This is a genomic window from Nocardiopsis flavescens, assembly GCF_900141985.1.
Lineage (GTDB): Bacteria > Actinomycetota > Actinomycetes > Streptosporangiales > Streptosporangiaceae > Nocardiopsis > Nocardiopsis flavescens.
In genome coordinates, this window is the sequence record NZ_FQZK01000014.1 from 72,693 (window position 1) to 97,643 (window position 24,951).

At 75.4% G+C, this 24,951-nt stretch carries 16 protein-coding genes; 8 read left to right on the forward strand and 8 right to left on the reverse strand.

Features of this window, described 5'->3' with window-relative positions; genetic code table 11:
• Positions 1-47: 47 nt before the first annotated feature.
• On the reverse strand, positions 48-4,985 hold the full coding sequence (locus BUE45_RS21280; protein WP_073381149.1) for a hypothetical protein: 4,938 nt from the start codon (positions 4,983-4,985) through the stop codon (positions 48-50).
• Positions 4,982-5,863 carry a DUF4132 domain-containing protein gene (locus tag BUE45_RS21285; RefSeq protein ID WP_073381150.1) on the reverse strand — a complete coding sequence of 294 codons (882 nt, stop codon included), beginning with the start codon at positions 5,861-5,863 and terminating at the stop codon, positions 4,982-4,984. The genes BUE45_RS21280 and BUE45_RS21285 overlap by 4 nt, the downstream gene beginning before the upstream one ends.
• 115 nt (positions 5,864-5,978) lie before the next feature.
• Between BUE45_RS21285 and BUE45_RS21290 the strand changes: the two genes are divergently transcribed.
• Complete coding sequence (locus tag BUE45_RS21290) at positions 5,979-6,515, forward strand: DUF1203 domain-containing protein (RefSeq protein ID WP_084737589.1); 537 nt, start codon at positions 5,979-5,981, stop codon at positions 6,513-6,515.
• Between the two features lie 111 nt (positions 6,516-6,626).
• Here the strand turns inward: BUE45_RS21290 and BUE45_RS21295 are convergent, their stop codons facing one another.
• Positions 6,627-7,589 carry a heme o synthase gene (locus tag BUE45_RS21295; protein ID WP_073381151.1) on the reverse strand — a complete coding sequence of 321 codons (963 nt, stop codon included), beginning with the start codon at positions 7,587-7,589 and terminating at the stop codon, positions 6,627-6,629.
• Between the two features lie 633 nt (positions 7,590-8,222).
• On the opposite strand from BUE45_RS21295, the gene tkt reads away from it, so the two are divergent.
• From tkt to BUE45_RS21325, 6 genes are all read left to right on the forward strand, one after another.
• The gene (gene tkt / locus BUE45_RS21300) at positions 8,223-10,316 is read left to right on the forward strand and encodes a transketolase (protein ID WP_073381152.1); all 2,094 of its coding nucleotides are present in this window, start codon (positions 8,223-8,225) and stop codon (positions 10,314-10,316) included.
• Between the two features lie 69 nt (positions 10,317-10,385).
• Positions 10,386-11,492 carry a transaldolase gene (gene tal, locus BUE45_RS21305; protein WP_073381153.1) on the forward strand — a complete coding sequence of 369 codons (1,107 nt, stop codon included), beginning with the start codon at positions 10,386-10,388 and terminating at the stop codon, positions 11,490-11,492.
• Positions 11,493-11,607: 115 nt separating this feature from the next.
• Positions 11,608-13,155 carry a glucose-6-phosphate dehydrogenase gene (gene zwf / locus BUE45_RS21310; protein ID WP_073381154.1) on the forward strand — a complete coding sequence of 516 codons (1,548 nt, stop codon included), beginning with the start codon at positions 11,608-11,610 and terminating at the stop codon, positions 13,153-13,155.
• Positions 13,156-13,183: 28 nt separating this feature from the next.
• Entirely contained in the window at positions 13,184-14,104 is a 921-nt protein-coding gene (locus BUE45_RS21315) for a glucose-6-phosphate dehydrogenase assembly protein OpcA (protein WP_073381155.1), read from the forward strand.
• Entirely contained in the window at positions 14,101-14,847 is a 747-nt protein-coding gene (gene pgl, locus BUE45_RS21320) for a 6-phosphogluconolactonase (protein WP_073381156.1), read from the forward strand. The genes BUE45_RS21315 and pgl overlap by 4 nt, the downstream gene beginning before the upstream one ends.
• A gap of 152 nt (positions 14,848-14,999) precedes the next feature.
• Positions 15,000-16,277, forward strand: a complete 1,278-nt coding sequence (locus BUE45_RS21325; RefSeq protein ID WP_084737590.1) for an MFS transporter — start codon at positions 15,000-15,002, stop codon at positions 16,275-16,277.
• 334 nt (positions 16,278-16,611) lie between these two features.
• On the opposite strand, the gene BUE45_RS21330 is transcribed toward BUE45_RS21325, so the two are convergent.
• Positions 16,612-18,090, reverse strand: coding sequence for a UDP-N-acetylmuramoyl-L-alanyl-D-glutamate--2,6-diaminopimelate ligase (locus BUE45_RS21330; RefSeq protein WP_073381157.1), 1,479 nt, complete (start codon positions 18,088-18,090; stop codon positions 16,612-16,614).
• A gap of 585 nt (positions 18,091-18,675) precedes the next feature.
• Complete coding sequence (locus BUE45_RS21335; protein ID WP_073381158.1) at positions 18,676-19,095, reverse strand: DUF6069 family protein; 420 nt, start codon at positions 19,093-19,095, stop codon at positions 18,676-18,678.
• Between the two features lie 129 nt (positions 19,096-19,224).
• On the opposite strand from BUE45_RS21335, the gene BUE45_RS21340 reads away from it, so the two are divergent.
• The gene (locus BUE45_RS21340; protein ID WP_073381159.1) at positions 19,225-20,244 is read left to right on the forward strand and encodes an AraC family transcriptional regulator; all 1,020 of its coding nucleotides are present in this window, start codon (positions 19,225-19,227) and stop codon (positions 20,242-20,244) included.
• 88 nt (positions 20,245-20,332) lie between these two features.
• On the opposite strand, the gene BUE45_RS21345 is transcribed toward BUE45_RS21340, so the two are convergent.
• The 3 genes from BUE45_RS21345 to BUE45_RS21355 all read right to left on the reverse strand — a co-directional run bounded on the left by BUE45_RS21345 (position 20,333) and on the right by BUE45_RS21355 (position 24,689).
• Complete coding sequence (locus tag BUE45_RS21345; protein WP_084737602.1) at positions 20,333-21,871, reverse strand: alpha/beta hydrolase; 1,539 nt, start codon at positions 21,869-21,871, stop codon at positions 20,333-20,335.
• Between the two features lie 179 nt (positions 21,872-22,050).
• Positions 22,051-24,201: a CRISPR-associated protein gene (locus BUE45_RS21350; protein WP_073381219.1), complete on the reverse strand. Its 2,151-nt coding sequence runs from the start codon at positions 24,199-24,201 to the stop codon at positions 22,051-22,053.
• Between the two features lie 80 nt (positions 24,202-24,281).
• Entirely contained in the window at positions 24,282-24,689 is a 408-nt protein-coding gene (locus tag BUE45_RS21355; RefSeq protein WP_073381160.1) for a hypothetical protein, read from the reverse strand.
• Positions 24,690-24,951 lie beyond the last annotated feature (262 nt).

Below are 24,951 nucleotides of genomic sequence, written 5' to 3' on the forward strand. Positions count from 1 at the left end.
GGGTGGGGCCCCGGCCCCGGCGGGTCGCGCCGGGGCCGGGGCGGGGCTCACAGCCCGGGGGCGTCGCCCTCGCGGGTGCGGCGCCAGGCCTCGGCGAAGATCTCCGGGACCGGGCGGGTGGGCAGGTGCCGTCCGGGGACGGGACGGGCGGGTCCGCCGCCGCCCGCGCCGAGGTCGTACAGCGGCGCCTTCCAGGTCTCGTAGGGCAGGTCGGGCCCCTGCTTGACGTCGGTCCACGCCCCGGGCAGGAAGACCGAGCGGCCGGCCCGCGAGCGCTTGGCGGTCATGACCAGGCCGCCGTCGAGCAGTTCCGCCTGGGCCTTCTTGTGCCGGGCGGGGGTCCACCCGTTGAGGGCGCGGACCCTCTTGTCCGTGGGCTCCAGGACCGCGAGCAGCTGGAGGTACAGCCGGGCGGCGTCGTCGGACAGCCCCAGCTCCGCCGCGACCTCGGCCGACAGCTCCGGGACGGAGGCCGCCGGGTCGTACTCGCGGGCCCCCTCGGGCAGGGCCCCGGACTCGATGCGCTCGGCGATCGCCGTGAACCCCGGGCTGCGCAGCAGGTCCACGTACTTGACCGGGGAGCGGCCGTAGGAGGGGTACTCGCCCTCCTGGAGCAGGGCCCGCAGCGCGGCGGCGTCCACCCCGTCGTCGAGCCGGGCGGGACGGAACCACAGGTGCATCTGGCCGCCGTCCCGGGCCAGGACGACGGTGCCGTTGTCGCGCCCCTCGATGTTGCGCGCGGCTCCCGCGCCCGGGCCCACCCGGTAGGGCTCGCCGCCCACCCGCTCGGCGACCTTGTCGTGGTCCGCGTGCCAGAACGAGGACGCGTTCAGCAGCAGCCCGGGGGCCCGCAGGCGGGCGCGCAGCGTCCGCAGCAGCCCGGGGACGGACGCGCGAACGGCGTCCCCGGCGGGCAGTTCGGCGTACGCCCAGGGGATCAGCAGGGCGAACGCCTCCAGCAGCCGGTGCAGCTCCGAGGCCTCCTCGGGGTCGTGCCGCAGCGTGAGGTAGGTGTGGTTGCGCTGCTCCGCGACCTCGACGCGGCTGACGGCGTCCCGGGCCAGGGCCGGGTGCCCGGAGCCGTCCACCATCAGGCGCACCGTCGCGGGGCCGGCCGGCCGCCAGGGGGCGTTGAGCGCCTCCAGCACCGACTCCGGCAGCGGTGTGCGCGCTCCGCCGCGGCGGTTCCAGGCCTCGGCGAGCCGCTCGGCGGCGGCGCGCGCACCGGCCGGGGTCCACAGGCCGGCGGCCTCGCCGGCGGCGGGCAGGACGCCGTCGTACAGCGCCGGCCACAGGTCGCGGCGCACGCGCTCCACGCGGTCCACTCCCAGCTCCTCGACGCCGATCGCCACCTGGGCCTCGCTCAGTCCCAGCGCCCGGCGGTCGTCGGCCGAGAGGGCGTTGGTGTTGAAGCGCTGGTGGAGCAGCAGGACCGCGGCGGACCTGGCCAGCCCGGTGCGCTCGGACAGCACGCCGACCGCCTCCTCGTCCCAGGCCACCGGGCCGTTCTCGGCGAGGGCCGCGAGGAACGCGGTGATCGCCGCGGCGGTGCCCCAGCCGGGGCCGACCCGGGCGCGGCCCGCCTCCTCCTGGCCCGCGGCCAGGGGCAGCGGGTCGCCGGAGCGGACCTCGGCGAACCACTGGGAGAACTTCCGGTCCTCGCTCCCGGGCGGTCCGGAGCGGGCGGGCACCAGGCCCAGGCCGACCCGGCGGCGGCCGTCGGCCGCGGTCGCGGAGGGGTCGGACTTCTCCGGCGATACCACCGCTCCGAGGTCCAGTTCGACGTCGGGGTCGGCGAACACGGTGCCCGCCCACCGGGTGAGGAAGTCGACCATGGCGGCGCGCTCCTCCTCACCGGTCAGGGGGGAGGCCGCCGACCAGGCCAGCGGCCCGATCGCTCCGGGCAGCCCGGACCAGTCGAAGGAGGCGCGGGGCGGCGTGTCCTGCTCCCGGGGGCCGTCCGCGCCGCGCAGGCGGCGCGAGACCGCCTCGATGTGGCCGCGCACGTCCCCTCCCCTGCTCGTCAGGTGCGGCAGGAAGCGGAAGAGCGCGGTGACGAGGCCGTCCGGCTCGGGCTCGGCGTCGGCGGTCTCCCGCACCTTGCGGGTGTTCTCCAGGTACCGGTCGAGATCGCCGCGGAGCCGGACGGCGGAGTCGGCCAGGCCCACGACGCCGTCGGCCAGACCGGGGTCGGGGGTCCGGTCGCCCGCGGCGAGCAGGGCCTGCGCGGCCTCCCGGCTGCGGGGCATGCTCCCCTCCACGGTGAACGCGGGCCCACGGCCGGCGGAGGTACGCGCGGTCCGGTTGGCCCGCAGGGGGCGGGAGGGGGCTCCCTGGGCGGAGTCGTGTTCGCGTGCGGCGGCCTCGACCAGCTCCTTGAGGTCGGCGCCGCGCACGGTGCGCAGCCGCTCGGAGCCCCGGACGTCGCGCGGGACCATGAAGTTCCAGAACTGCATCGGGGGCAGGTACGGCGTGCCCCACTTGGCGGTGCAGTCGCAGGCGCCGCCGAGGTGGCAGCTCCACATCCGGCGGCCCCCGGTGTCCAGCAGGGCCACCCCGCTGTCGGAGGTGAGCGCCCGGGTGTCGCCGCCGGGCGGGGTGAACTGGCCGATCACCAGGTGGTGGCCGCGCCGGCCGCCGGTGAACTCCACCTCCAGCGCGCGGCCGGACGCGGAGACCACCCGGTAGGTGTCACCGCCGCGGACCACGGCGAAGCCGGTCGTGCCCTCGGCGTCGCCCAGCGGGCCGCCGGAGACGGGCTCGGGCAGCGGCGCCAGGCTGGAGAGCGTCGGCTGGAGCCGCTCGCCGGCGCGCAGCGGCAGCTCCTCCAGGAAGGCGGGCAGGCTGGTGCGGCCGCGCTCGCCCGTGGCCGGGTCGACCTCCACCAGTCCGTCCCCCCGCTCGGCCTCGGCCCAGTAGGTGGTCCCGTCGGAGAGCAGGTGCCGGTCGCGGGGGCCGTCGGGGTCCCCGGCGCGCAGGGCGCGGTCGCCGTTCATGCGGGCGCCGTCGGCGGTCAGCTGGGCGACGCCGGGCAGGTCGTTGCGCCACCGGCCGCTGTGGACCACCGACGAGTAGTCGAAGGAGAGGCGTTCGCCCGGGGCGTCGGACCAGTAGCCGCGCTGCTCGTTCTCGTGGCGGTAGGACACCAGGAACCGGCCCTGGACGTAGAACGCGACGGGGTCGCTCGCGCCCTTGGGCAGGTCGAGCAGGTGCTCGGCGGCCCGTTCCCGCGGGCCGACCGCGATGGCCCGCTCGCGGGAGGTGAGCGTGAAGTAGGGCCAGCCGGCGGTGCCCGCCAGCGCGGTCCCCCCGCTGCCGTGGGCGCCCAGCTCGCGGGCGGCCTCCTCCAGCGCGGGCCAGGCGTACTCGTCGACGATCCCGGCGTTGAGGGTGGCGGCGAGCAGGTCGGAGACGTCCAGCGCGGCGAGCCGCTCCAGGTGTTCGGGGAAGGCGCGGAACACCCCGCCCTCGCACTGGCCGCGCAGGGCCTCCAGCCCTTCTCGGACCTGGAGCAGGCCGCCGCCGAGGGCTCCGGTGAGGAAGTCCAGGCGCCGCCCGACGTAGGGGTGCAGGTACTCGTAGGGCAGCAGGTCCTCCAGGACGCGGTGCCCTCTGCCGTACCCGCCCGGGTAGTTCGCGACGGCCTCGCCCAGCAGGGGCTCCCAGACGGGGTCCGCGCGCAGGAACCGCAGGTCGCGGCGGGGCCCGCCGTGCGGGTGGTCCACCCAGGCGGCCAGGTCCAGGTGGCGGCGGCCGGTCTCGCGGGCGGTGACCGGGACCTCCAGCTCCAGGCACAGGTCGAGCAGGTCCGCGGCGATGGTCCCGGAGTAGTACCCCCCGCGGCCGTCGAGTCCGACCGGCTCCCCGTCGGCGCGCAGCCGGCCGGCGATCCGGGCGGTCAGGTCCAGGAACCCGGCGGGCAGGCCGCGCCGCCAGGAGCGGGTGTGCCCGATCATCCGGCCCAGCCACCCGGCGGCGCCGCCGGGGACGGCCTGGGCGGGGTCGGCCAGCAGGTCCACGGCGCCGGCGTCCGACAGCAGCTCCAGCCACCAGGCGTGGAATCCGGTGTCGTCGTAGCCCCGGGAGTCGACGAACATGCCCAGCAGGGCGCGGGCCACCTCGGCGTCCTCCCGGCCCAGGGCGACCAGGGTCGGGCGGGCGGACTTCCAGAAGCCCTCCGGGGCGGAGGAGGTGGCGGGCACCGACAGCAGCTCGCGCAGCAGCTCCCGCTCCTGTTCGAGCTGGTCGGTCCCGGCGGCCTTGGCCAGGGAGCGCATCTGCTTGAGCAGGCCGGTCCACGGGGGCAGCCCGCCCAGGGTGCGGCGCAGGGCCAGCTCGCGGAACTCGGTGTAGGCGCGCCCGGCGGCGTAGCGGCCGGACAGCTCCGCGGCGTGGGCGCTCAGGGCCTTGACGGTGAGGGCCCCGGCGAACGCGAACTCCAGGAACGACTCGCGCCGGGTGGCCTCGTCCACGGGCAGGCTGTACACCTGCTCGGCCTCGCGGGCGCGGCCGAACATGACGGCGGCGGTGCGCGCGTTCCCGGCGGCCAGGAAGGCCCGGCCGGCCTGCTCCCAGTAGGCGGGCAGGTGCGGGATGGGCACCTCGGCGGCGATGCGCGCGAACTCGTCGCCGGCGGGTCCGGGGCGGGTGGCGGCCAGCCGCGCGGCCTTCTCCATGGGGCGGACCAGGGCCAGCGCCTGCGCGCGCCGGCCGGGGTCGTGGATGAGCGCCCACTCGGGGTAGCCCAGTCCGCGGGGGCGGGTCAGGGCCAGGGGCTCGGAGCGGTCGCCGTCGGCGAACCCGAGGAAGTCCATGGCGGAGTCCTCGGCGGGGGCCAGAGCGTCGGGGACCAGGCGCACGACCGTGCGGTCGCCCAGGGCGGGGTGGGTGTAGCCCCGGGCGGAGACGGTGTCGGTGTGCCCGTCGACGGCGGCGTCCAGGGGGGCCAGTCCGGCGTCGAGGAGTGCCTCGGTGGGGGTGGTCACTTCTTCTCCTCGGTGTTCTTGCGGCCCGCGTGGACCAGCTCGGCCATGCGGACGCCCTCGGACCAGGCGACGGGGCCGACGCCGGTGAGCTTCAGGACGCGCTCGTCGTCGTCGACCCAGACCAGGGGGCCGGTCTCGGTCTCCCAGTCGGGGGCGTCCGAGCCGATCCAGTAGCGGGCCTGCACCGTCCGGCCGCCCTCGACGACGCGGCAGGTGGCGTAGCCGCCGCGGACCGGGAAGCCGTGGCGCTGGGCCAGGCCAGCGGCGTGGCGCAGCTGCTCAAAGCGCCCGCCCGCGTAGCCGTCGATCCGGGTGGCGTCCGCGTCGAAGGAGGCGGGGAGGCGGTGGATCTGGCGGGTGAGCTGGGGCAGGCGCTGGGTGATGCCGAGTTCGAGGGCGAACTCGCGCACGTCGTCCAGGTCCTCCACGAGGACGGGGTGCAGGGGGACGACCCGGTCGGCTTCCAGCCAGGAGGTCTCGGCGTCCAGGTCCAGGACGCCGATCCGGCCCCGGTCGTCGACGCCGCGCAGGAACCCGCCCTCGCCGCCGCCCTCGGGGGCGACGAACAGGTCGGTGAGCAGCGTCCTCCAGGCGGGGTCGGGCCACACCCGGGACAGGACGGAGGCCGGGACGGGGAGCGATCCCAGCAGCCAGGACTCGACGCGGGCGGCGCAGTCGCGCTCGTGGCGCTCCAGCCACAGCAGCACGTCGGCCAGGCGGCGGGCCTGCTCGGACTCGCGCACCTTCTTCGGGACCGTCTTGAGCCGCTTGCCCTTGGCGTTGCGGCAGGCGAGGGCGGTGCCCTCGATCGCGAGGGAGTAGCCGTCGGGACCCTCGGTCCAGATCGGTTCCGTGACATGTGGGGAGGTCGTGGACATGTCTGAGGTTATAGCGGGCTCCTGTGACAGGAGCGCGGACCGGGGAGGAACACCTCCGGAAAGAGACGTCCGATGACCGCCGGTGCCGCGGCCCCGGACGGGAGATGCTGCACCCATGAGCACCACGACCACGAAGACGACGGGCCCCGCGGCGGCGGTGGCGCACGAGACCCGGGCGATCGCCCCGCACGTCCTGGAGCGGCTGCGCGCGGTCGATGACGCCGGACGCGTCCGGGAGTCCTTCACCGATCACGAGGGCGGCGCGCCGCTGCGCTGCTGCCTGCGGCGCAGTCGGGCCGGGGAGCGCGTCATGCTCGTGTCCTACGCGCCGCTGCGGGGCTGGGCGGGGGAACGGGGCGCGGACCCCGGACCCTACGACGAGGTCGGGCCGGTCTTCGTCCACGGGGAACCCTGCGGCGGACCGGAGGGCACCGCGTTCCCGGTCGCCCTGCACGGGTCGCCGCGGGTGCTGCGCGCCTACGACGCCCGGGGGCGCATCCGGGGAGGCCGCACGGTGGAGCTGCCCGCCGAGCGGGCCGGGGAGGTCGACGGCCTGCTGGCGGAGCTGTTCGCCGACCCCGGCGTGGCGCTGGTCCACGTCCGGGCCGTGGTGTTCGGCTGCTTCCTCGCCGAGGTCCGCCCGCTGCGCTGAGGCCCCGGACCCGCCGATCCCGGGAGAACGGCGGAGCAGCCGCGGGGGCACCGGAGAACGACGGCGGCGCCCCGACAGGGGCGCCGCCGCGGCACGGGCTCGACCGGCCGGTCAGGCCAGCATGTTCGCGATCAGCGGGTCGACCGTCACGGCCGCGAACAGCAGCGCCAGGTAGGCGTTGGAGAGGTGGAAGAAGCCCATCGTCTTGAGCTTGGCCCCGCTCACCCCGGCGCGGGAGCGCCGGAGCAGGCGGTGGGCCTGGACGATCAGCAGCAGGCCGAGCGCGAGCGCCACGGCGCCGTAGAACCAGGTGGTCCCGGCGACCGGCCAGAAGACCAGGGACACGGCCACGGTGGCCCAGGTGTACAGCACGCACTCCAGCAGGACCCGGCGGTCGCTGGCGACCACGGGCAGCATCGGGACCTTGGCCTGCGCGTAGTCCTCCCGGTAGCGCATGGCCAGCGTCCAGGTGTGCGGCGGCGTCCAGAAGAACACCACCAGGAACAGCACGAACGGCGCCCAGTGCAGGCTGTTGGTGACGGCGGCCCAGCCGATGAGGACCGGCATGCACCCGGCGATGCCGCCCCACACCACGTTCTGGGCGGTGCGGCGCTTGAGCAGCAGGGTGTACACGAAGATGTAGAACGCGATCGCGAAGACCGACAGGGCCGCCGACAGCAGGTTGACCAGCAGGGCGAAGCCCGCGGTGGAGCCGACCGCCAGGACCAGGCCGTAGATGAGGGCGCCGCGCGGCGTCGCCAGGGCCATCGCCCCGGGGCGCTGGCGGGTGCGGCGCATCTCACGGTCGATGTCGCGGTCGATGTAGCAGTTCATCGCGTTGGCGCTGGCCGCCGACATGGTGCCGAACAGCAGCGTGTACACGGCGGTCCACAGCGGGGGGACGCCGCCCGCGGCGACGAACATCACCGGGATCGTCGTGATGAGCAGGAGCTCGATGACGCGGGGTTTGGAGAGCGCGACGTAGGCACGGACGTACGCGCCGAAGGAGGCCTTGCGGGGGGCCTCGGGTGCGGCGTCGGGCGTGGTGCGGGGCGCGGGGTCAGCGAGGGCCATGGTTCACCGCGTCCTCACGGCCGGACGGCTCACTCGCGTTGCCACGGGGGGCACCGGCTCGGTTTCAGACACGCGGATACCTCGACAACTCTAGGGTCTTCGACACTGCTCGCCACGCGGGGTGGGCGGACCGACGAAAGCGTCAGGATCGGCGGAAACCCCGTCAACGACATACTGTAGTACTTGTTCGCGGGGACCGATGACCAGCCCCCTGTGATGCGAAAGTCCCAGGTCCTCGGGCACCTTTCGGCGATCGGGGCGGCGTCGGGTGACAGCAGGGTCGCACACGCCCCCTCCCCCCGCCACTCGCCACGCTCCCTCCCCGGCGGCCCCGCCGCGGCCCCGCAGGCGCCGATGCGCGGTGTCGGGCAACGACATCCCCGGGCACGGGCGATAGGCTCGAAGTCGGCCGAACCGGTCAGCGGCACCGCACGCCCCGGCGCACTTCCGCCGGAGCCCCGGGCCGAGGTCCGGCGGCCGCGTACGATCGCGGGTCACCGCCGCGCTCCCCCCTGACGCTCCCGCTCCGGCGGCGGCCGTCGGAGGTGCCCGGCCGCGGTACCGGCGACCGATGCGACACCGACCGCACGCCCGTGCCCGAGGGGCGTGCCCGAGAAGGAGAAACGAGAGTCCGTGAACGCCCACACCCCGCAGGCCCTGGAGTGGTCGGACCTCGACCGCCGCGCCGTCGACACGGTCCGCGCCCTGGCGATGGACGCCGTAGAGAAGTCGGGTAACGGACACCCCGGCACCGCGATGAGCCTGGCCCCGGCCGCCTACCTCCTGTTCCAGAAGGTGATGCGGCACGACCCGGCCGCCCCCGAGTGGGTGGGCCGCGACCGCTTCGTGCTCTCCGCCGGGCACTCCAGCCTGACCCTGTACATCCAGCTCTACCTGGCCGGGTACGGCCTGGAGCTGGACGACCTCAAGTCCCTGCGCCAGTGGGACAGCCGCACCCCCGGCCACCCCGAGTTCAGCCACACCCCCGGTGTGGAGACCACCACCGGGCCGCTCGGCCAGGGCGTCGGCAATGCCGTCGGCATGGCGATGGCGGCCCGCCGCGAGCGCGGCCTGTTCAACCCCGAGGCCGGTCCCGGCACCAGCCCCTTCGACCACCGCGTCTACGCCATCTGCTCCGACGGCGACGTGCAGGAGGGCGTGAGCCACGAGGCCAGCGCGCTGGCCGGGACCCAGAACCTGGGCAACCTCACCCTCATCTGGGACGACAACCGGATCTCCATCGAGGACGACACCCGCGTCGCGCACTCCGAGGACGTGGCCGAGCGCTACCGCGCCTACGGCTGGCACGTCGAGGAGGTCGACTGGAGCGCCACCGGCGAGTACGCCGAGGACGTCCCGGCGCTGTTCGAGGCGATCCGGCGCGGCCACGCCGAGACCGAGCGCCCGACCTTCATCCGCCTGCGCACCGTCATCGGCTGGCCGGCGCCCAACAAGCAGAACACCGGCGCCATCCACGGCGCGGCCATCGGTGCCGACGAGATCAGCGCCACCAAGGAGCTGCTCGGCCTGGTCGACGAGCCCTTCCACGTCGACGAGGACGTCATCGGGCACACCCGCGGGGCACTGGAGCGCGGCCGTGCGGCCCGCGCCGAGTGGGAGACCCTCTTCGATGCCTGGCGCCGCGGCGCCGGCGAGCAGGGCGAGCTGTTCGACCGGCTCCAGGAGGGCCGGCTGCCCGAGGGCTGGGAGAAGGCGCTGCCGGTCTTCGAGCCCGGCGGGAAGGGCGTGGCCACGCGCAGCGCCAGCGGCTCGGTCCTGACCGCCGTCGCCCCGGTGCTGCCCGAGCTGTGGGGCGGTTCCGCCGACCTGGCCGGGTCCAACAACACCACGCCCAAGGGCGAGCCGTCGTTTCTGCCCTTCGACCGGGCCAGCTCGATGTTCCCGGGCGACCCGTACGGCCGGGTGCTGCACTTCGGCATCCGCGAGCACGGCATGGGGTCGATCCTCAACGGCATCGCCCTGCACGGCCCGACCCGCCCCTACGGCGGCACCTTCCTGGTGTTCAGCGACTACATGCGCCCTGCGGTACGGCTGGCCGCGCTCATGAAGCTGCCGGTCACCTACGTGTGGACGCACGACTCCATCGGCCTGGGCGAGGACGGCCCCACGCACCAGCCGGTCGAGCACCTGTGGTCGCTGCGCGCCATCCCGGGCCTGGACGTGGTCCGCCCGGCCGACGCCAACGAGACCGCCGTGGTCTGGCGCCGCATCCTGGAGACCTCCGACCGCCCGGCGGGCCTGGCGCTGACCCGCCAGAACGTGCCGGTGCTGGACCGCACCGAGTACGCCCCGGCCGAGGGCGCCGCCAAGGGCGGCTACGTCCTCGCCGAGGCCACCGGCGGCACCCCGGCGGCGATCATCATCGCCACCGGCAGCGAGGTGCAGCTGGCCCTGGCCGCCCGCACCGAGCTGGAGGCGGACGGGACGCCCACCCGCGTGGTGTCCATGCCGTGCGTGGAGTGGTTCGAGGACCAGGACGAGGAGTACCGCGAGGAGGTCCTGCCGTCGTCGGTGCGCACCCGCGTGTCCGTCGAGGCCGGGATCTCCCTGGGCTGGCGCTCCTACGTCGGCGACGCGGGCGAGTCGGTGTCCCTGGAACACTTCGGGGCCTCCGCGCCTTACGAGACCCTGTACGAGAAGTTCGGCATCACCGCCGAGGCCGTCGTCGCCGCGGTCCGCACCAGCGCCGCCAAGACCGGCCGCTGACGTCGCGGGCCCCGCCGCACACGCCTGTCGGCGGGGCCCGCACTCCCCGTGAGAGGAAAGGCGCACACCATGAGCAAGCCGCTTGAGGCCCTGGCGGACGCGGGCGTTTCCGTCTGGCTGGACGACATCAGCCGCGAACGCCTGCGCACCGGGAACCTGGCCGCCCTGATGTCCACGCACGGCGTGACCGGGGTCACCTCCAACCCGACCATCTTCGACAAGGCCCTCGCCGAGGGCGACGCCTACGACGAGCAGGTCGCCGACCTGGCCCGCCGCGGCGTGTCCGTGGACGAGGCCGTCCGCCTCCTGACCGCCTACGACATCCGCTGGGCCGCCGACACCCTGCGCCCCGTCTACGACGCCACCGACCGCGTCGACGGCCGGGTCTCGCTGGAGGTCGACCCGCGCCTGGCCCGCGACACCGAGCGCACGGTAGCCGAGGCCAAGGCGCTGTGGTGGCTGGTGGACCGGCCCAACCTGATGATCAAGATCCCGGCGACCGCCGAGGGACTGGCCGCCATCACCCGCGTGCTCGGGCAGGGCATCAGCGTCAACGTGACGCTGATCTTCTCCCTGGCCCGCTACCGCCAGGTGATGGACGCCTTCCTGGAGGGCCTGGAGCTGGCCCGGTCCAACGGCCACGACCTGTCCCGCATCCAGTCGGTGGCGTCCTTCTTCGTGAGCCGGGTCGACAGCGAGGTGGACAAGCGCCTGGACGCCCTGGGCACCGACGAGGCCCGCGCGCTGCGCGGACGGGCGGCCATCGCCAACGCGCGGCTCGCCTACCAGGCCTACGAGGAGGTGTTCTCGGGCGCCGAGTGGAAGGCCCTGGAGGCGCAGGGGGCCACCCCGCAGCGCCCGCTGTGGGCGTCCACCGGCGTCAAGGACCCGGCCTACCCGGACACCGCCTACGTCACCGAGCTGGTGGCGCGCGGCACCGTCAACACGATGCCGCAGGCGACCCTGGACGCGACCGACGACCACGCCGAGGTCACCGGCAACACGGTCCTGGGCACCTACGAGCGCGCCCACGCCGACTTCGCCGCCCTGGAGGACGCCGGGGTCAACCTCACCGAGGTGTTCGGCCTCCTGGAGGAGGAGGGCGTGACCAAGTTCATCGACTCGTGGGAGAGCCTCCTGGCGGGCCTCTCCGCCAAGCTGGGGTCGGCCGCCTGACCCCCGCGGCCACCGGCACGCCCGCCCGCGCCCCGAGCCGGGGGCGCGGGCGGGGCACCCCACGATCCGCCGGCCACTCTCGACAGGAAGAGCGAGAACCGTGAAAGAACCGGTGATGCCGGGAGCGGTGCCCAACCCGCTCCGCAGCGCCCTCGACCGAAGACTGCCGCGCATCGCCGGGCCCAGCGTCCTGGTGCTGTTCGGCGTCACGGGCGACCTGGCCCGGAAGAAGCTCCTTCCGGCCATCTACGACCTCGCCAACCGCGGGATGCTGCCGCCGGGCTTCGGACTGGTCGGGTTCGCCCGCCGCGACTGGGAGGACCAGGACTTCGCCGCGCAGGCGCACGAGGCGGTGCGCGAGCACGCGCGCACCCCGTTCCGCGAGGACGTGTGGCGCCAGCTGAGCGAGGGCGTGCGGTTCGTGTCGGGCGAGCTGGACGACGACGACGCCTTCGACCGGCTCGCCGAGACCGTGCGCGAGCTGGACACGGCCCGCGGCACCGGCGGCAACTACGCGTTCTACCTGTCGCTGCCGCCCAAGCTGTTCCCGAGCGTGGTCAAGCAGCTCAAGCGGTCCGGCCTGGCCGAGCCGCCCGAGGCGGGCCCCGAGGGCGTGCGCCCCTGGCGCCGCGTCGTCATCGAGAAGCCCTTCGGCCACGACCTGCGCAGCGCCCAGGACCTCAACGCGGTGGTGGACGACGTCTTCCCGCCGTCGTCGGTGTTCCGCATCGACCACTACCTGGGCAAGGAGACCGTCCAGAACATCCTGGCGCTGCGGTTCGCCAACACCCTGTTCGAGCCGCTGTGGAACCGCGGATACGTCGACCACGTGCAGATCACCATGGCCGAGGACATCGGCGTGGGCGGGCGCGCGGGCTACTACGACGGCATCGGCGCGGCCCGCGACGTCATCCAGAACCACCTGCTCCAGCTGCTGGCGCTGGTGGCGATGGAGGAGCCCATCTCCTACGACGCCGACGCCATCCGCGCGGAGAAGGAGAAGGTGCTGGCGGCGGTGTCGCTGCCGCACGACCTGGAGACCGGGACCGCGCGCGGCCAGTACGCCACCGGCTGGCAGGGCGGCGCCGCGGTGCGCGGCTACCTGGAGGAGGAGGGCATCCCGACCGACTCCGTGACCGAGACCTACGCGGCCCTGAAGCTGTCGGTCGGTACCCGCCGCTGGGCGGGGGTGCCGTTCTACCTGCGCACCGGCAAGCGGCTGGGGCGCCGGGTCACCGAGGTGGCGCTGGTGTTCCAGGCCGCACCCCAGCAGCTGTTCCCGCGCACCGACGTCAGCGAGCTGGGCCAGAACGCCCTGGTGCTGCGCATCCAGCCGGACGAGGGCGTGACGCTGCGCTTCGGCTCCAAGGTGCCCGGCGCCAGCATGGAGGTGCGCGACGTCAGCATGGACTTCGCGTACGGCCAGTCGTTCACCGAGGCCAGCCCGGAGGCGTACGAGCGGCTCATCCTGGACGTGCTCATCGGCGACCCGCCGCTGTTCCCGCGCCAGGAGGAGGTGGAGCTGTCGTGGCGGATCCTGGACCCGGTCGAGGAGTACTGGGCCAAGGCGGGCCGCCCGGAGCAGTACGGGTCGGGGACCTGGGGCCCGGAGTCGGCCGAGCGGCTCCTGGCCCGCGACGGCCGCCAGTGGCGGCGCCCGTGACCGGCAACGACCACGTCGGGAGGAACCGATGACGCTCTACCTGCCGCGTACCACCACCGCCAAGATCACCGAGGCGCTCATGTCCGAGCGCCTCAGCGTCGGCGGCGGCGCGATGAACATGGTGCTCACCCTGGTCATCGTCACCGACGAGGCCGACCACTACGACGCGGTGCGGGCCGCCACCGAGGCCGGGCTGGAGCACCCGTCGCGGGTGATCGCGCTGATCCGCCGCGACCCGGACGCCGAGCCCGCCATCGACGCCGAGATCCGCCGCCCGGGCACCTCCGGTCCCGGGGAGGCCGTGCTGCTGCGGCTGTACGGGCCGCTGGGCGAGCACCCGGACTCGGTGGTCACCCCGCTGCTGGTGCCGGACGCGCCGGTGGTCGTGTGGTGGCCGGGTGCGGGCCCGATGGACCCGGCGCAGGACCCGGTCGGGCGGCTGGCCCAAAGAAGGATCACCGACGCTTTGCGCGCCCCGGACCCGCTGCGGGACCTGGTCGAGCGGGTGTCCCACTACAGTCCGGGTGACACGGACCTGACCTGGACGCGGCTGACCCCGTGGCGCTCGCTGCTGGCCAGCGCCATGGACCAGCCGTGCGGGTGGGTCACCTCGGCCAGGGTGACGGCCGAGTCCCACTACCCGAGCGCTGAACTGCTGGCGGCGTGGCTCTCGGACCGGCTGGAGGTGCCCGTGGAGCGCGAGGTCTCCCACGGGCCCGGGCTGACCGAGGTGCGGCTGATCACCGACGAGGGGGACATCGCGATCTCCCGCGCCGACGGCCGCACCGCCACCCTGTCGCGGTTCGGCCAGCCGGACCAGACGGTGGCCCTGGCCCGGCGCGGCGCCGCACAGGCCCTGGCCGAGGAGCTGCGCCGCCTGGACGCCGACGAGATCTACGAGGGCGCGACCCGCCACCTGGGGTCGCTGCCCACGGGGAGCGCAGTATGAGCACACCGCAGATCGTCCGGCACGCCGACGCGGCGGCCCTCGCCGAGGACGTCGCGCTGCGGCTGGTCGACGAGATCGTGCGCGCCGAGGCCGACAAGCGCGCGTTCCACCTGGTCCTGACGGGCGGGGGGGTCGGTATCGCGGTCCTGGAGGCGGTGCGGGCCCACTCCGCGGAGTCGGGGCTGAACTGGTCGCACGTCCACCTCTGGTGGGGGGACGAGCGGTTCCTGCCGGACAAGGACCCGGACCGCAACGAGACGCAGGCCTGCGCGGCGCTGATCGACGCGATCGACATCCCGGCCACGCAGGTGCACCCGATCCCCGCCTCCGACGGCATGGACGGCGACGACGCGGCCCACGCGGCGACCCGCTACTCGCGGGAGCTGGCCGTGGCGGCGCGGGGGGCGGGCCCGGTCCCCGCCTTCGACGTGTGCCTGCTGGGCATGGGCCCGGACGCCCACGTCGCCTCCCTGTTCCCGGGTCTGCCGCAGATCGACGAGGACGAGGCCGCGGTGGCCCCGGTGCACGGCTCCCCCAAGCCGCCGCCGACGCGGGTCACCCTGACCCTGCCCTCCCTCAACGCGTCCCGCCAGGTGTGGGTGCTGGCCTCGGGCGAGTCGAAGGCCGGGGCCGTGCGCCTGGGCCTGTCCGGAGCCGATCCGCACGAGGCCCCGGTGGCCGCGGTGCGCGGCACCGACAAAACGGTGTTCTGGCTCGACGAGGCGGCCGCCGCCGAGCTGTAGGGAGTACCCGGAGGGGGCCGGCCCCGGTCGGCCCCCTCCGGCGTGTCCGGGGGCGGGGCCGGCCCGCGCCGGGGGTGCGGGGAGCCGCTCCCGGGCGGGGCGCGTCCGCTGTACGGTAAGGGCCCTTCCGCCCCCGGCAAGGAGCCGCACCCGTGCCCTCCGCTTCCTCCACACCGCCGCTGAGCCCCGCCTTCCACCGCTTCTGGGCGGGTTCCCTGGCCAGCAACCTGGCCGACGGCGTGATGCTGACCGCCCTGCCCCTGCTGGCCGTGGCCCTGACCGACGACCCCCTGGCCGTGGCGGGGCTGACGGCCGCCCGCTACCTGCCCTGGCTGCTGTTCGGGCTGCTCGGCGGGGCCCTGGTGGACCGGCTCGACCGGGCCCGGGCCATGGTCGCGGCCAACGTCGTGCGCGCGGCGGCGGTGGCCCTGCTGGCGGTGCTGGTGGCGGTGGACTCGGCGGGCGTGGTGTGGCTCTACGCCGTGATGTTCACGGTGATGTGCTGCGAGATCGTGTACGACCTGGCGGGGCGGGCGATGCTGCCGTCGCTGGCGCCGGGCGCGGTGGACCGGGCCAACGGGCGGCTGACCGCGTCCCAGGAGACGGCGCAGGACTTCGTGGGGGCGCCTCTGGCGGGGCTGCTGTTCGTGGTGGCGGCGGCGCTGCCGCTGGCCGTGAACTCGGGCGCCTACCTGCTGGGGGCGCTGATCCTCATGGGGCTGCCCTCCGCGGCCCGGCGGGCCGTCCCGGCGGTGCCGGCCCCCTCCGTCCGGCCCTCGCTGGCCGCCGACATCGGCGAGGGCCTGCGGTTCGTGTACACCGACCGGGCGCTGCGCGGGCTCGTGGTGTTCTCCGCGGTGGTGAACCTGGCCGCGGGGGCGCAGGCGGCGGTGCTGGTACTGGTGGTCCGCGACCACCTGGGGATGCCCGAGGTGCTGTTCGGGGTGTTCTTGGCGGTCGGCGCGGTGGGGGCGCTGACCGGGGCGCTGCTGGCGGCGGGCCTGGCGGCGCGCGCGGGCCGGTTCGCCGCGATCACCGCGGGCTACCTCTCCCAGGCGGTGTTCGCTCTGGTCGTCGCGGCGGCGGCCGGGGCGCCCGTGGTCGGTGCCCTGGCCTGGGCGGCGCTGGCGGGGGCGGCGACGGTGTCGGCGGTGCTGTCGGGCGGCGTGGTCCAGCAGATCGTTCCATCGGGGCTGTTGGGACGGGTGATGAGCGTGCGCCGGATGCTGGGGTTCGGTGTGGTCCCGCTGGGGGCGCTGCTCGGCGGGCTGGCGGCCCGGGTGGACCTGCGCCTGCCGCTGCTGGTGAGCGCGGCGGTGTTCGCGGTCGGCACCCTGGTCGTGCTCCGCCACCTGCGCGCGGCCTCGGCCCGCGCCGACGCCGCGGAGCGCCGGGTCCGCGGGGAGCAGCCGACCGACGGCGCCGACTGAGCGGCGACGCGTCCGGGGCCCGGCGCTTCGTCCGGGCGGCCCCGGTGGCGCCCGGGCCGGGAGTGGGCGGCCTGGGGCGGGAGGACGCGGGCGCCCCCGCCCGCGTTCCCGGCGGGTCACCCGGCGAGGCCGCCTCGCGTTCCGGTCGCCGGGTCCGAACGACGACCGTGAGAAGGCCGTGGGGCCGGAGCCGGACTCGCCCTCGGCGCCGGAGGGGGAGGTGGGGCGTCGCCGGACGGGTCGCGGGTGACGGGGAAGGGTGCGTCGACACGTCCGGCGGAACATCAGCCGATCGGGCGGCCCGGTCCGGTCGGGGCGCCCGAACCGGCCGGTCTCAGGCCCGGGAGAGCTCCCGGACGGTCGCCATGTCGTCGAAGGGGAGCAGCGCGTCGCCGATGATCTGGTACGCCTCGCTGCCCTTGCCCGCGAGCAACAGGACGTCGCCCGGGCATGCCGCGGCGAGCGCCGCCGCGATGGCCTCGCGGCGGTCTCCGATCCGCTCGAAGGGGGTGCCGGTCCCCGCGATGCCGGGGGCGACCTGGTCCATGATCGCCTCGGGGTCCTCGCCGCGCGGGTTGTCGGAGGTCAGGAAGCACAGGTCGGAGTAGGTGCCCGCGATCCTCCCCATCCACGCGCGCTTGGTGGTGTCGCGGTCCCCGCCGCAGCCGAAGACGGTGAGCACCCGCTCGGGCGCGAAGCCGCGGATCGTGTCGAGGACCTTGTCCAGCGAGTCCGGCGAATGGGCGTAGTCGACGATCACGGAGACGCCGCGCGGGGCGTCGAAGTGCTCGAACCGGCCCGGGATCTGCGGAATCCGCTCCAGGGCGTCCACGAGCGCGCCCAGTTCGTGGCCGAAGCTGTGGCAGGCGGCCACGGCGGCGAGGGCGTTGGACACCGAGAACCGGCCCGGGACGGGGATCGCGGCCGGGTACTTGCGGCCCCAGTGGTGCAGGACGAAACGCGTCCCCGAGGCGTCGACGGTGAGGTCGGTCGCCCGGTAGTCGGCCTCCGCGTCGATGCCGTAGGTGGTCACCGCGCCGGGCATCATGGCGGGGATCGACGCACCGACCGGGTCGTCGGCGTTGACCACGGCGTGGCGGCACATGCCCTGGAACAGCCGGAGTTTGGCGTCGCGGTAGTTCTCCATGGTGCCGTGGTCGTCCAGGTGGTCCTGAGTGAGGTTGGTGAAGATCCCGACGTCCACGAAGGAGCCGTCCACACGGTGATGCAGCAGCCCCATCGAGGTGGCCTCCATCACGACGCTGACGGTGCCGCGGTCCCTCATCCGTCCCAGGAGGTACTGGAGGTCGGGGGACTCCGGGGTGCTCAGCACCGACCGGGGCATCGGGATGGGATCGCCGCCGGTGCGGCTCCCGGAGGTGCCGATCACCCCCACCCTGGCGCCCTTGGCTATGCGCAGCAGTGATTCGTACATGGACGACACCGAGGTCTTGCCGTTGGTGCCGGTGACCGCGACCACGTCCATCCCGCGGCCCGGGTTCCCGTAGTAGCGCGCGGAGACGACCGCCGCCGCGGTGCGGGCGTCGGCCACTCGGACCACGCAGACGCCGGGGTGCTCGGAGGCGGGCGGGAGGCCGGTCGGTCCCGCCTCGACCACGACGGCCACTGCGCCCCGGGCGAGGGCGGGGGCGACGCCGTCGGACCCGCCCCCCTCGTGGCCGGGCACGGAGACGAACAGCGAGCCCGGGGCGGCCTGGTCGGAGTCCAGGCGCGGCCCGGCGGTGACCAGGACGCCGGTGTCACCGCGCAGGACCTGGTGGTCGTGGCCTTCGAGCAGCTCGCTCAGCTTCACGAGGGGTTCCCTTCGAGCGTGGTGCCGCCCGTGCGAACGGGGGCACCGGTGGCGCGGCCGTCGGGGTGCCGAGGGCCGGCGGAGAAGTGGAGCGGTACTGCGGTGGCGGGACCCGAGCGGGGCCGGGCGCCGGTCCCGGACCGGGACGGCGCGTCGTGTGCGCGGTGGTGTACCGGGCCGCGCTGGGCGCGGGTGGCACGGAGGCGGGGGCCGTCAGGAGCTGGGACCCGTCGCGGGAGGAAGGTCGCTAGCCGTGGCCGTGGAGTGCCCTGAGGCCGGTGCGGGGCGCCTCGGGCACGGCGGAGGTCGCCGTGGCGGTCGAGGGGGCCCGGGTGGCCGGGCGCGGGAAGGCTCGGAGAGAACCCCGTCCACGCGCGTGAGTACCGGCCATGCCCTGAGTGTACGCGCCCGGTCGCGGGCCGCGGCGGCCGGTGTGCGGGGGCATGCGCGAAAGCCGGGCCTCTCTCGGGGGAGGCCCGGCGCGTTCGTCGGCGCGGGTGCCCGGGGGACCGGGCGGTGGTGACCGGTACCGGTCGCGCCGGGGTGCCCCCGTGCGGTGGCGGTGAGCCGGAGAAGGCCGACGGGTCAGGCGGCCTTGGAGGACTTCCAGAAGACCGGGATCACCACGGCCGCGACCACCAGGTGGGTCAGCTCCAGCACGACGGTGGTGGCGACCGTGCCTCCCGCGGACAGCGGCGGCACGACCATCAGCAGCGTGATCAGGACCGCCGCCACCGTCCAGATCACCAGCCCCCGGCGCCCCAGCAGGCGCTCGCCCAGGGCCAGCACGCCCCACCCCAGGAGCGCGAAGCCCGCGCTGAACACCGCGAAGGCGCCGACGGAGACCGTCGCCGGGTCCTGGCCCGGCGGGGCGACCACCAGGTCCGCGCCCAGCAGGGGCGCGACCAGGGCCACCAGGGCGTTGGCCGCGGCCACGGCGGCGACGGCCGCCAGGCGGGGGATCCAGGAGGTACGGGTCGGGGCGACGGCGGGTGCGGCTGTCATGGCGGGACTCCTTCGTGTTCGGGGTTCGAGCCCAACACTAGGAACCGGCGGCGAGACTTCCCATACCTGAAAAGCTCGTTCCGATACTCCATCGTCCACGAATCAGGGCACCGGGGATACGATGGCGACATGGACGTGCTCAGCGACGTGATCGGCACCGTACGGACCGGACGCCCCAACGCGGCCCGGGTCGCCTGGCACTCGCCCTGGGGCATGCGCTTCCCCGAGGTCTCCGGGGTGGGCTTCCAGGTGGTCCTCCAGGGCTCCTGCGTGCTGACCGTGGAGGGCGAGCCGCCGCTGCACCTGGGGGTCGGCGACATCGCGTTCCTGCCCAACGGCCAGGGGCACGTGGTCTCGGAGTCGACGGGGTCCCCCGTCGAGGACCTGTGCGCCCTCCTCCCCCACGGCCGGACCGGGGAACCGGCGGGCCCGGTGACCGAGCTGGTGTGCGGGCCCGGGGGCGCCGGGCCGCGTTTCGGGTCGGGCACGGCGGGCGGGGCGGAGCACGGGGAGCCCGCGTGCGTCACCCTGGGCGGTTCGTACCACACGTGTTCGGCCCGGCCGCACCCGATGCTGGCGGAGCTTCCCCGGCTGGTCCACCTGCCGGCCCGGGTGGGCGCCCGCACGGAGCTGGGCGCGGCGGTGGAGCTGCTGGGCTCGGAGCTGGCCCGGCCCCGCCCCGGCGGGGACGCGGTCGTGCCGTCGCTGCTGGAGATGCTGCTGGTGTACATCCTGCGCGCGTTCATCGAGGAGAACCGGCACGCGGCCTCCCGGGGCTGGTTGGGCGTGATGCGCGATCCCGCCGTGTACGCGGCCGTGCAGGCCGTGCACCGGGACCCGGCGCACCCCTGGACGGTGGCCGGGCTGGGCGAGCGGGCCGGCCTCTCGCGGGCGGCGTTCGCCAAGCGGTTCACCGCGCTGGTGGGGCTGTCGCCGTTGGCGTACGTGACCTGGTGGCGGCTGACCGCGGCGGGGCGGATGCTCCAGGAGGACGACGCCCCCATCTCCGCCGTCGCCGCCCGGGTCGGCTACTCGTCGCAGTTCGCGTTCGCCAACGCCTTCAAGCGCGAGTTCGGCCTCTCCCCCGGCCGCTACCGGGCGGGCGTCCCGGTCCGGGAGGTGCCCGCGGGCGCCCCGTCGGCGGGGTGACCCCCGCCGTTCGCCCGGGGCACCCGCGCCGGGCCGTCCGGGGTGACGCCGCCGCCTCCGTGAGCCGGGGCCCCGCCGTCCCGGGCGCTCACGACTCGGGGCAGCTCAGCCCGTCCTGCGGCGGCCGGCCGCCGATGAGGTAGGCGTCCACCGCCTCCTCCACGCACGGCACCCGCCCCGACCCGTACAGGGTGTGCCCGCCGCCCTCGTAGGTGACCAGGACGGCGCTCTCCAGCCGGTCGGCCAGCTCCCGCGACCAGGCGTAGGGGGTGGCCGGGTCCCCCACCGCGCCGACCACGACCAGCGGTGGGGCGTGGGGGGCGGTGAACCCGGTGGGCGGGCGCTCGGCGCGCTGCCAGTGGGCGCAGGGCAGGTGCTCCCAGACGGTGTCCGCTCCGAACAGCGGGGACAGGTCCGCCGCCTCGGCGGCGGCGTCCCGGTACTCGGTGACGCCGGTCGGCGAGGCGTGGTCGGCGCAGGTGACGGCGGTGTAGGCGGCCCTGGGGTCGCCGTGGTCGCCGCCGGGTCCGGGCTCCGCCTCCTGCCCGCCCAGGCCGCCGAACAGCTCCTCGTACAGCGCCAGCAGCTCCCCGCCCGGCTCGTCGGGCTTCTCCCGGGTCAGCGCGGCGAACGCGTCGGCCAGCGGGTCCCAGGCCTCCTCCCGGTACAGGGCGGTGGTGGCCATGAGCAGCAGCAGCCGCCCGTCGACGGGGATGCCGTCCGCGGAGGCCGGGTCGCGGTCCAGCTTCTCGAAGAGCCCGTCGGCCACCGTGTCGGGGTCGGCCCCGGGGGTGAAGGGGCAGTCCTCGACGGTCGCGGCGCAGTGGGCGGCGAACCGCTCCCAGGCCCCCTGGAACGCGGCGGTCTGGTCCAGCGCCGTCTCGACGGTGGAGGAGTCGGTGTCCACCGCGGCGTCCAGGACCATGGCGCGGGTGCGTGCGGGGTAGCGGTCCGCGTACAGGGCGCCGATGTGCGCGCCGTAGGAGTAGCCCACGTAGTTCAGGGCCTCCTCCCCCAGCGCGTCGCGGATGATGTCCAGGTCGCGCACGACGTTGACGGTCCCGATCTCGGCCAGGACGTCCTCTCCGGCGGTCTCGGTGCACGAGCGCGCGTACCTGCGGGCGGCGTCGTCCAGGGGTTGCAGGTCGACCGCGTCCAGGTGGCGGGGGTGGGTGTCGGCGATGTCCTGGCGGGCGTCCTCCAGGGCGTAGCGGTCGCCGCAGGACAGCGCGCCGCCGGGGCCGACGCCGCGCGGGTCGAAGGACACCAGGTCGAAGGCGGTCCGTACACGGGGGGAGAACGCGGTGCCGTGGAACATGCCGGTCCCGGGGACGCCGGGCCCGCCGGGGTTGACCACCAGGGTGCCGACCAGCTCCTGCGGCGGCCCCTCGGAGGGCAGCCGGATGACGGCGAGGTCGAGGGGGGCGCCGCCGGGGCGGTCGTGGTCGAGCGGCACGGTGACGGTCCCGCACTCCAGGGGCTCCTCCCGGTGGGGGCAGTCGGACCAGGCGATCTCCTGTCCGGCGTAGCGCTCGGGGACCCGTTCGGCGGCGGGCTCCGCGCCGGGGGGCGCCACGCAGGAGGTGAGCAGGAGGAGCGACGCCACCGCCGCCGATCGAGCGCGCACCGACCGCACCAACGCCAGGGCTCCGTCCCCCGCCCGCGTCTCGGGCGGTCCCCTCCCATCCTCCCCGGTCGACGGCGCCGTGACCGGGGACGACACGGCCGGAACCGGTCCCGCCCGATCCGCGGGCACCCGCCGTCGACCCGGCGGGGACCGGTACGCGGAAGACGGCGGACCGGGCCTCAGAGGGTGCTGACGTCGGTGTCCCACACGGCGGGCGGCGCCCCGGGGTCGGCGACCACCAGCACCGGCCGCTGCGGGTCGCCGAAGCCCCAGCCCGCGGCGCCGTCCGCCCCGCCCCCGGACCCGTCCGGCTCCTCCTGGGTGATCCAGGCGACCAGCTCGGCGGCGCGCCCCACGTCCCCGCCCGGCCGGGTCAGCGCCATCACCTTGCCCGCCACGTCGCAGCGCAGGTTGAGGTGTCCGGTGGCCGCCGAGACGCTCTGCGCCCAGGCCCCCCGGCTCACCTTGCGGACCGCCCCGGACCGGACGGTCCTGCTCCAGGAGGGCGCGGCCAGGCCCAGGGCGCGGTCGTCGAAGGTGAGCACCACGGCCGGGCGCTCGCGCGCCGTGTCCGCGGTCGCCGGGTCGGCCAGGGACCCGTCCACCCACACCCCGACGGGTCCGCCGGCCGCGCGGACCATGTGCTCGGCGGCGGCGGCCACCAGGGGCACGTCCACCTGGGCGGAGCCCTGTTCGCACACGGCGTCGGCCAGCGGCCCGACCAGCGGTGCGTAGCCGTCCAGGACCAGGGACCAGGCCACGACGGCGCGGTCCTGGACGGCGGCCCCGCCGTGGGTCAGGCACACCACCCTGCGGTCGCGGACCACCTGGCAGGCCACGCACGCCCCCGAGCGGCGGGCGGCCAGGGCCAGGCCCAGGCTCATGGCCTTGGTCCCCGTGGTGACGTCCACGACCACCGGCCGGCCGGGGTCCTCCTCGCGCATCCTCCCGATCCAGTCGTGCGCGGCGTCGGCCACCGCCCCGGCCCCGAACCCGTCCACGGGGTCGGCGGCGAACCGGATGCGGTCGCGGTACCCGCAGGCGCGCAGCCCTTCGGCGTCGGGCAGGGGGGCGCCGGGGTGCTCGGCGGCGTACAGGGCGCGGGCGGCCGCCTCGCGCACGCCCGCGCGCATCCCCTGGTGGGAGGAGAGCAGCAGCGCCCGTTCGGGCCGGTGGGCGTGCACGGCCGACAGCAGGCCCAGGCGGCTGCTGCCCAGCGCGGTGACCAGGATGGGTGCCGCCGGGGCCGCGGTCACGGCGCAGACCGGGGCGGGCGCCTGGGCGGGCCGGTCCGCCGGGGGCGCGGCGGACGCGGGGCGGGCCGGGACCGCCCCGCCGGGGAAGAACGCCCTGTGCAGGGCCTCCCCGTCGGACAGCCGGGCGCGCAGGTCGTCCAGGCTCCACACCTGCACCTGGGAGGAGTTCAGGGCGGGGTTGTGGGCGGCGACGCGCTCGCGCAGCCCGGGCACCGCGGGCCCGGTGTGCACGAACAGGACCTTGGCGACGTTGCCGAACACCCGCCGGGCCTTGGCGACGGTCCACCCGGCCCGGGCCACCACCTCCTCCGGGCCGCTCTTGACCTCCACGCACAGGACCCGGTGGCGGAAGCGGACCAGGGCGTCGAAGTCGGCGATGGAGTCGGCGGGGTGGCGCGGGTCGGCGACCCGGCGCGGTCCCAGCACCTCGACGCCGTCCCGTCCCCGGGTGATGTGCCGCAGGTGGCGCAGCACGTCGGCCTCGTTGACGACCCCGCGGACCTCGGTGGGGTGCAGGCCGGGGAAGGCCTCGCGCAGTCCCCGCGCCCCGCCGCGCAGGGCCGCGCGCACGGTGGCGGGCTCCCGGTCGGAGAGCCAGCGGGCGCCGTGGATCCCGGCGAGCACGCCCAGGTCGATCCCGGCGTCGGCGAGCGGCAGCGGCGGTTCGGCGGGGTCGGCGGAGCGCAGCAGGTCGGTGGCGGGGTCGAGGTAGTGGAACCGGGGCGCCGCCTGCCCGGGGGCGGGGGCGCCGAGGTACAGGGCGGCGGCCACGCTCATCACCTTGGTGCCGCCGGTGTAGTCGAGGTGGCGGGGCGCGGTGCCGTGGGCGCGGTGGACGCGTTCGAGGGCGGCGGCGACCCCGGCCGGGTCGTGCGGGTCGGGCCCCACCCCCTCCACGCTCACCGCGCGGTCGGGGGCGAGCCGGGCCAGGGCGGCGGCCACGCGTTCGGCCGGGGTCCGGGTGCCGTCGCTGCACAGCAGGACGACGCGATCGGCCGGCAGGGTGAGCGAGGACAGCAGGGCCGGGGTGGGGTTGCGGCCGACCAGTACGACGGCGACGCGGGGAGTGTCCACGGCGTCCTTTTCCACACGGGGGCGTTGTTCGTTTCGTGAGGGACAACGCTATCCCGTGGTGAAAGGTGCTACTTCCCCTTTCACGCCCGATTCGTCGTTGCGCCGACCCGGGCGACCCCTTTCCTCGCCGGCGGTTTGCGCGGACGCCGGCCGCTGACCACGAAGGAGCGGCAGGCGGTGACCACGCCCCTGTTGTCCCGGACCAGGTCGGAGGGGATCAGCAGGTCGTCGCGCTCGGGGTGGGCGAACCCGACCACGGAGGAGACGATGAGCCATACCCCCGGCTCGGGCTCGGGAAGGTTGGCCCTGGTGCGCCGCTCGGCGATCAGCGGCACCGGGCCGGGGCAGGTGGAGTCGTCCAGGTGCCCCACGTGGACCCGCACGGCCTCGACCCTGGCGGGGTCGTCGGCGCCGGGCCAGGTGCGGATGACCTTGGCCTCGTCGTCCACGACTGTCACCACATGCGGCGTCAGGTTGACCACCGGCATCCGGCGACCTCCGTTCCTCTCGCACGGCGCGTCCCCCGCGGCCGCGACCGCCCCCGTTCCGGGGTCTCATCGCAGTCTCTCGGACAGCGGCGGCCCGGCGGCGGGAGCGACGTGCCGCCGACCGCCCGCCGCTTTTCCCTGTGACCTCAGTGGTCATTGTTTCTCTTGTCCGATTAGTTGGCTTCTCTAGTCATTTAGAGGCCTTCAGGACCAGGTCCGAGAATTGACAGTTCAGGCACGTCGGTCATATTTTGTAATACGG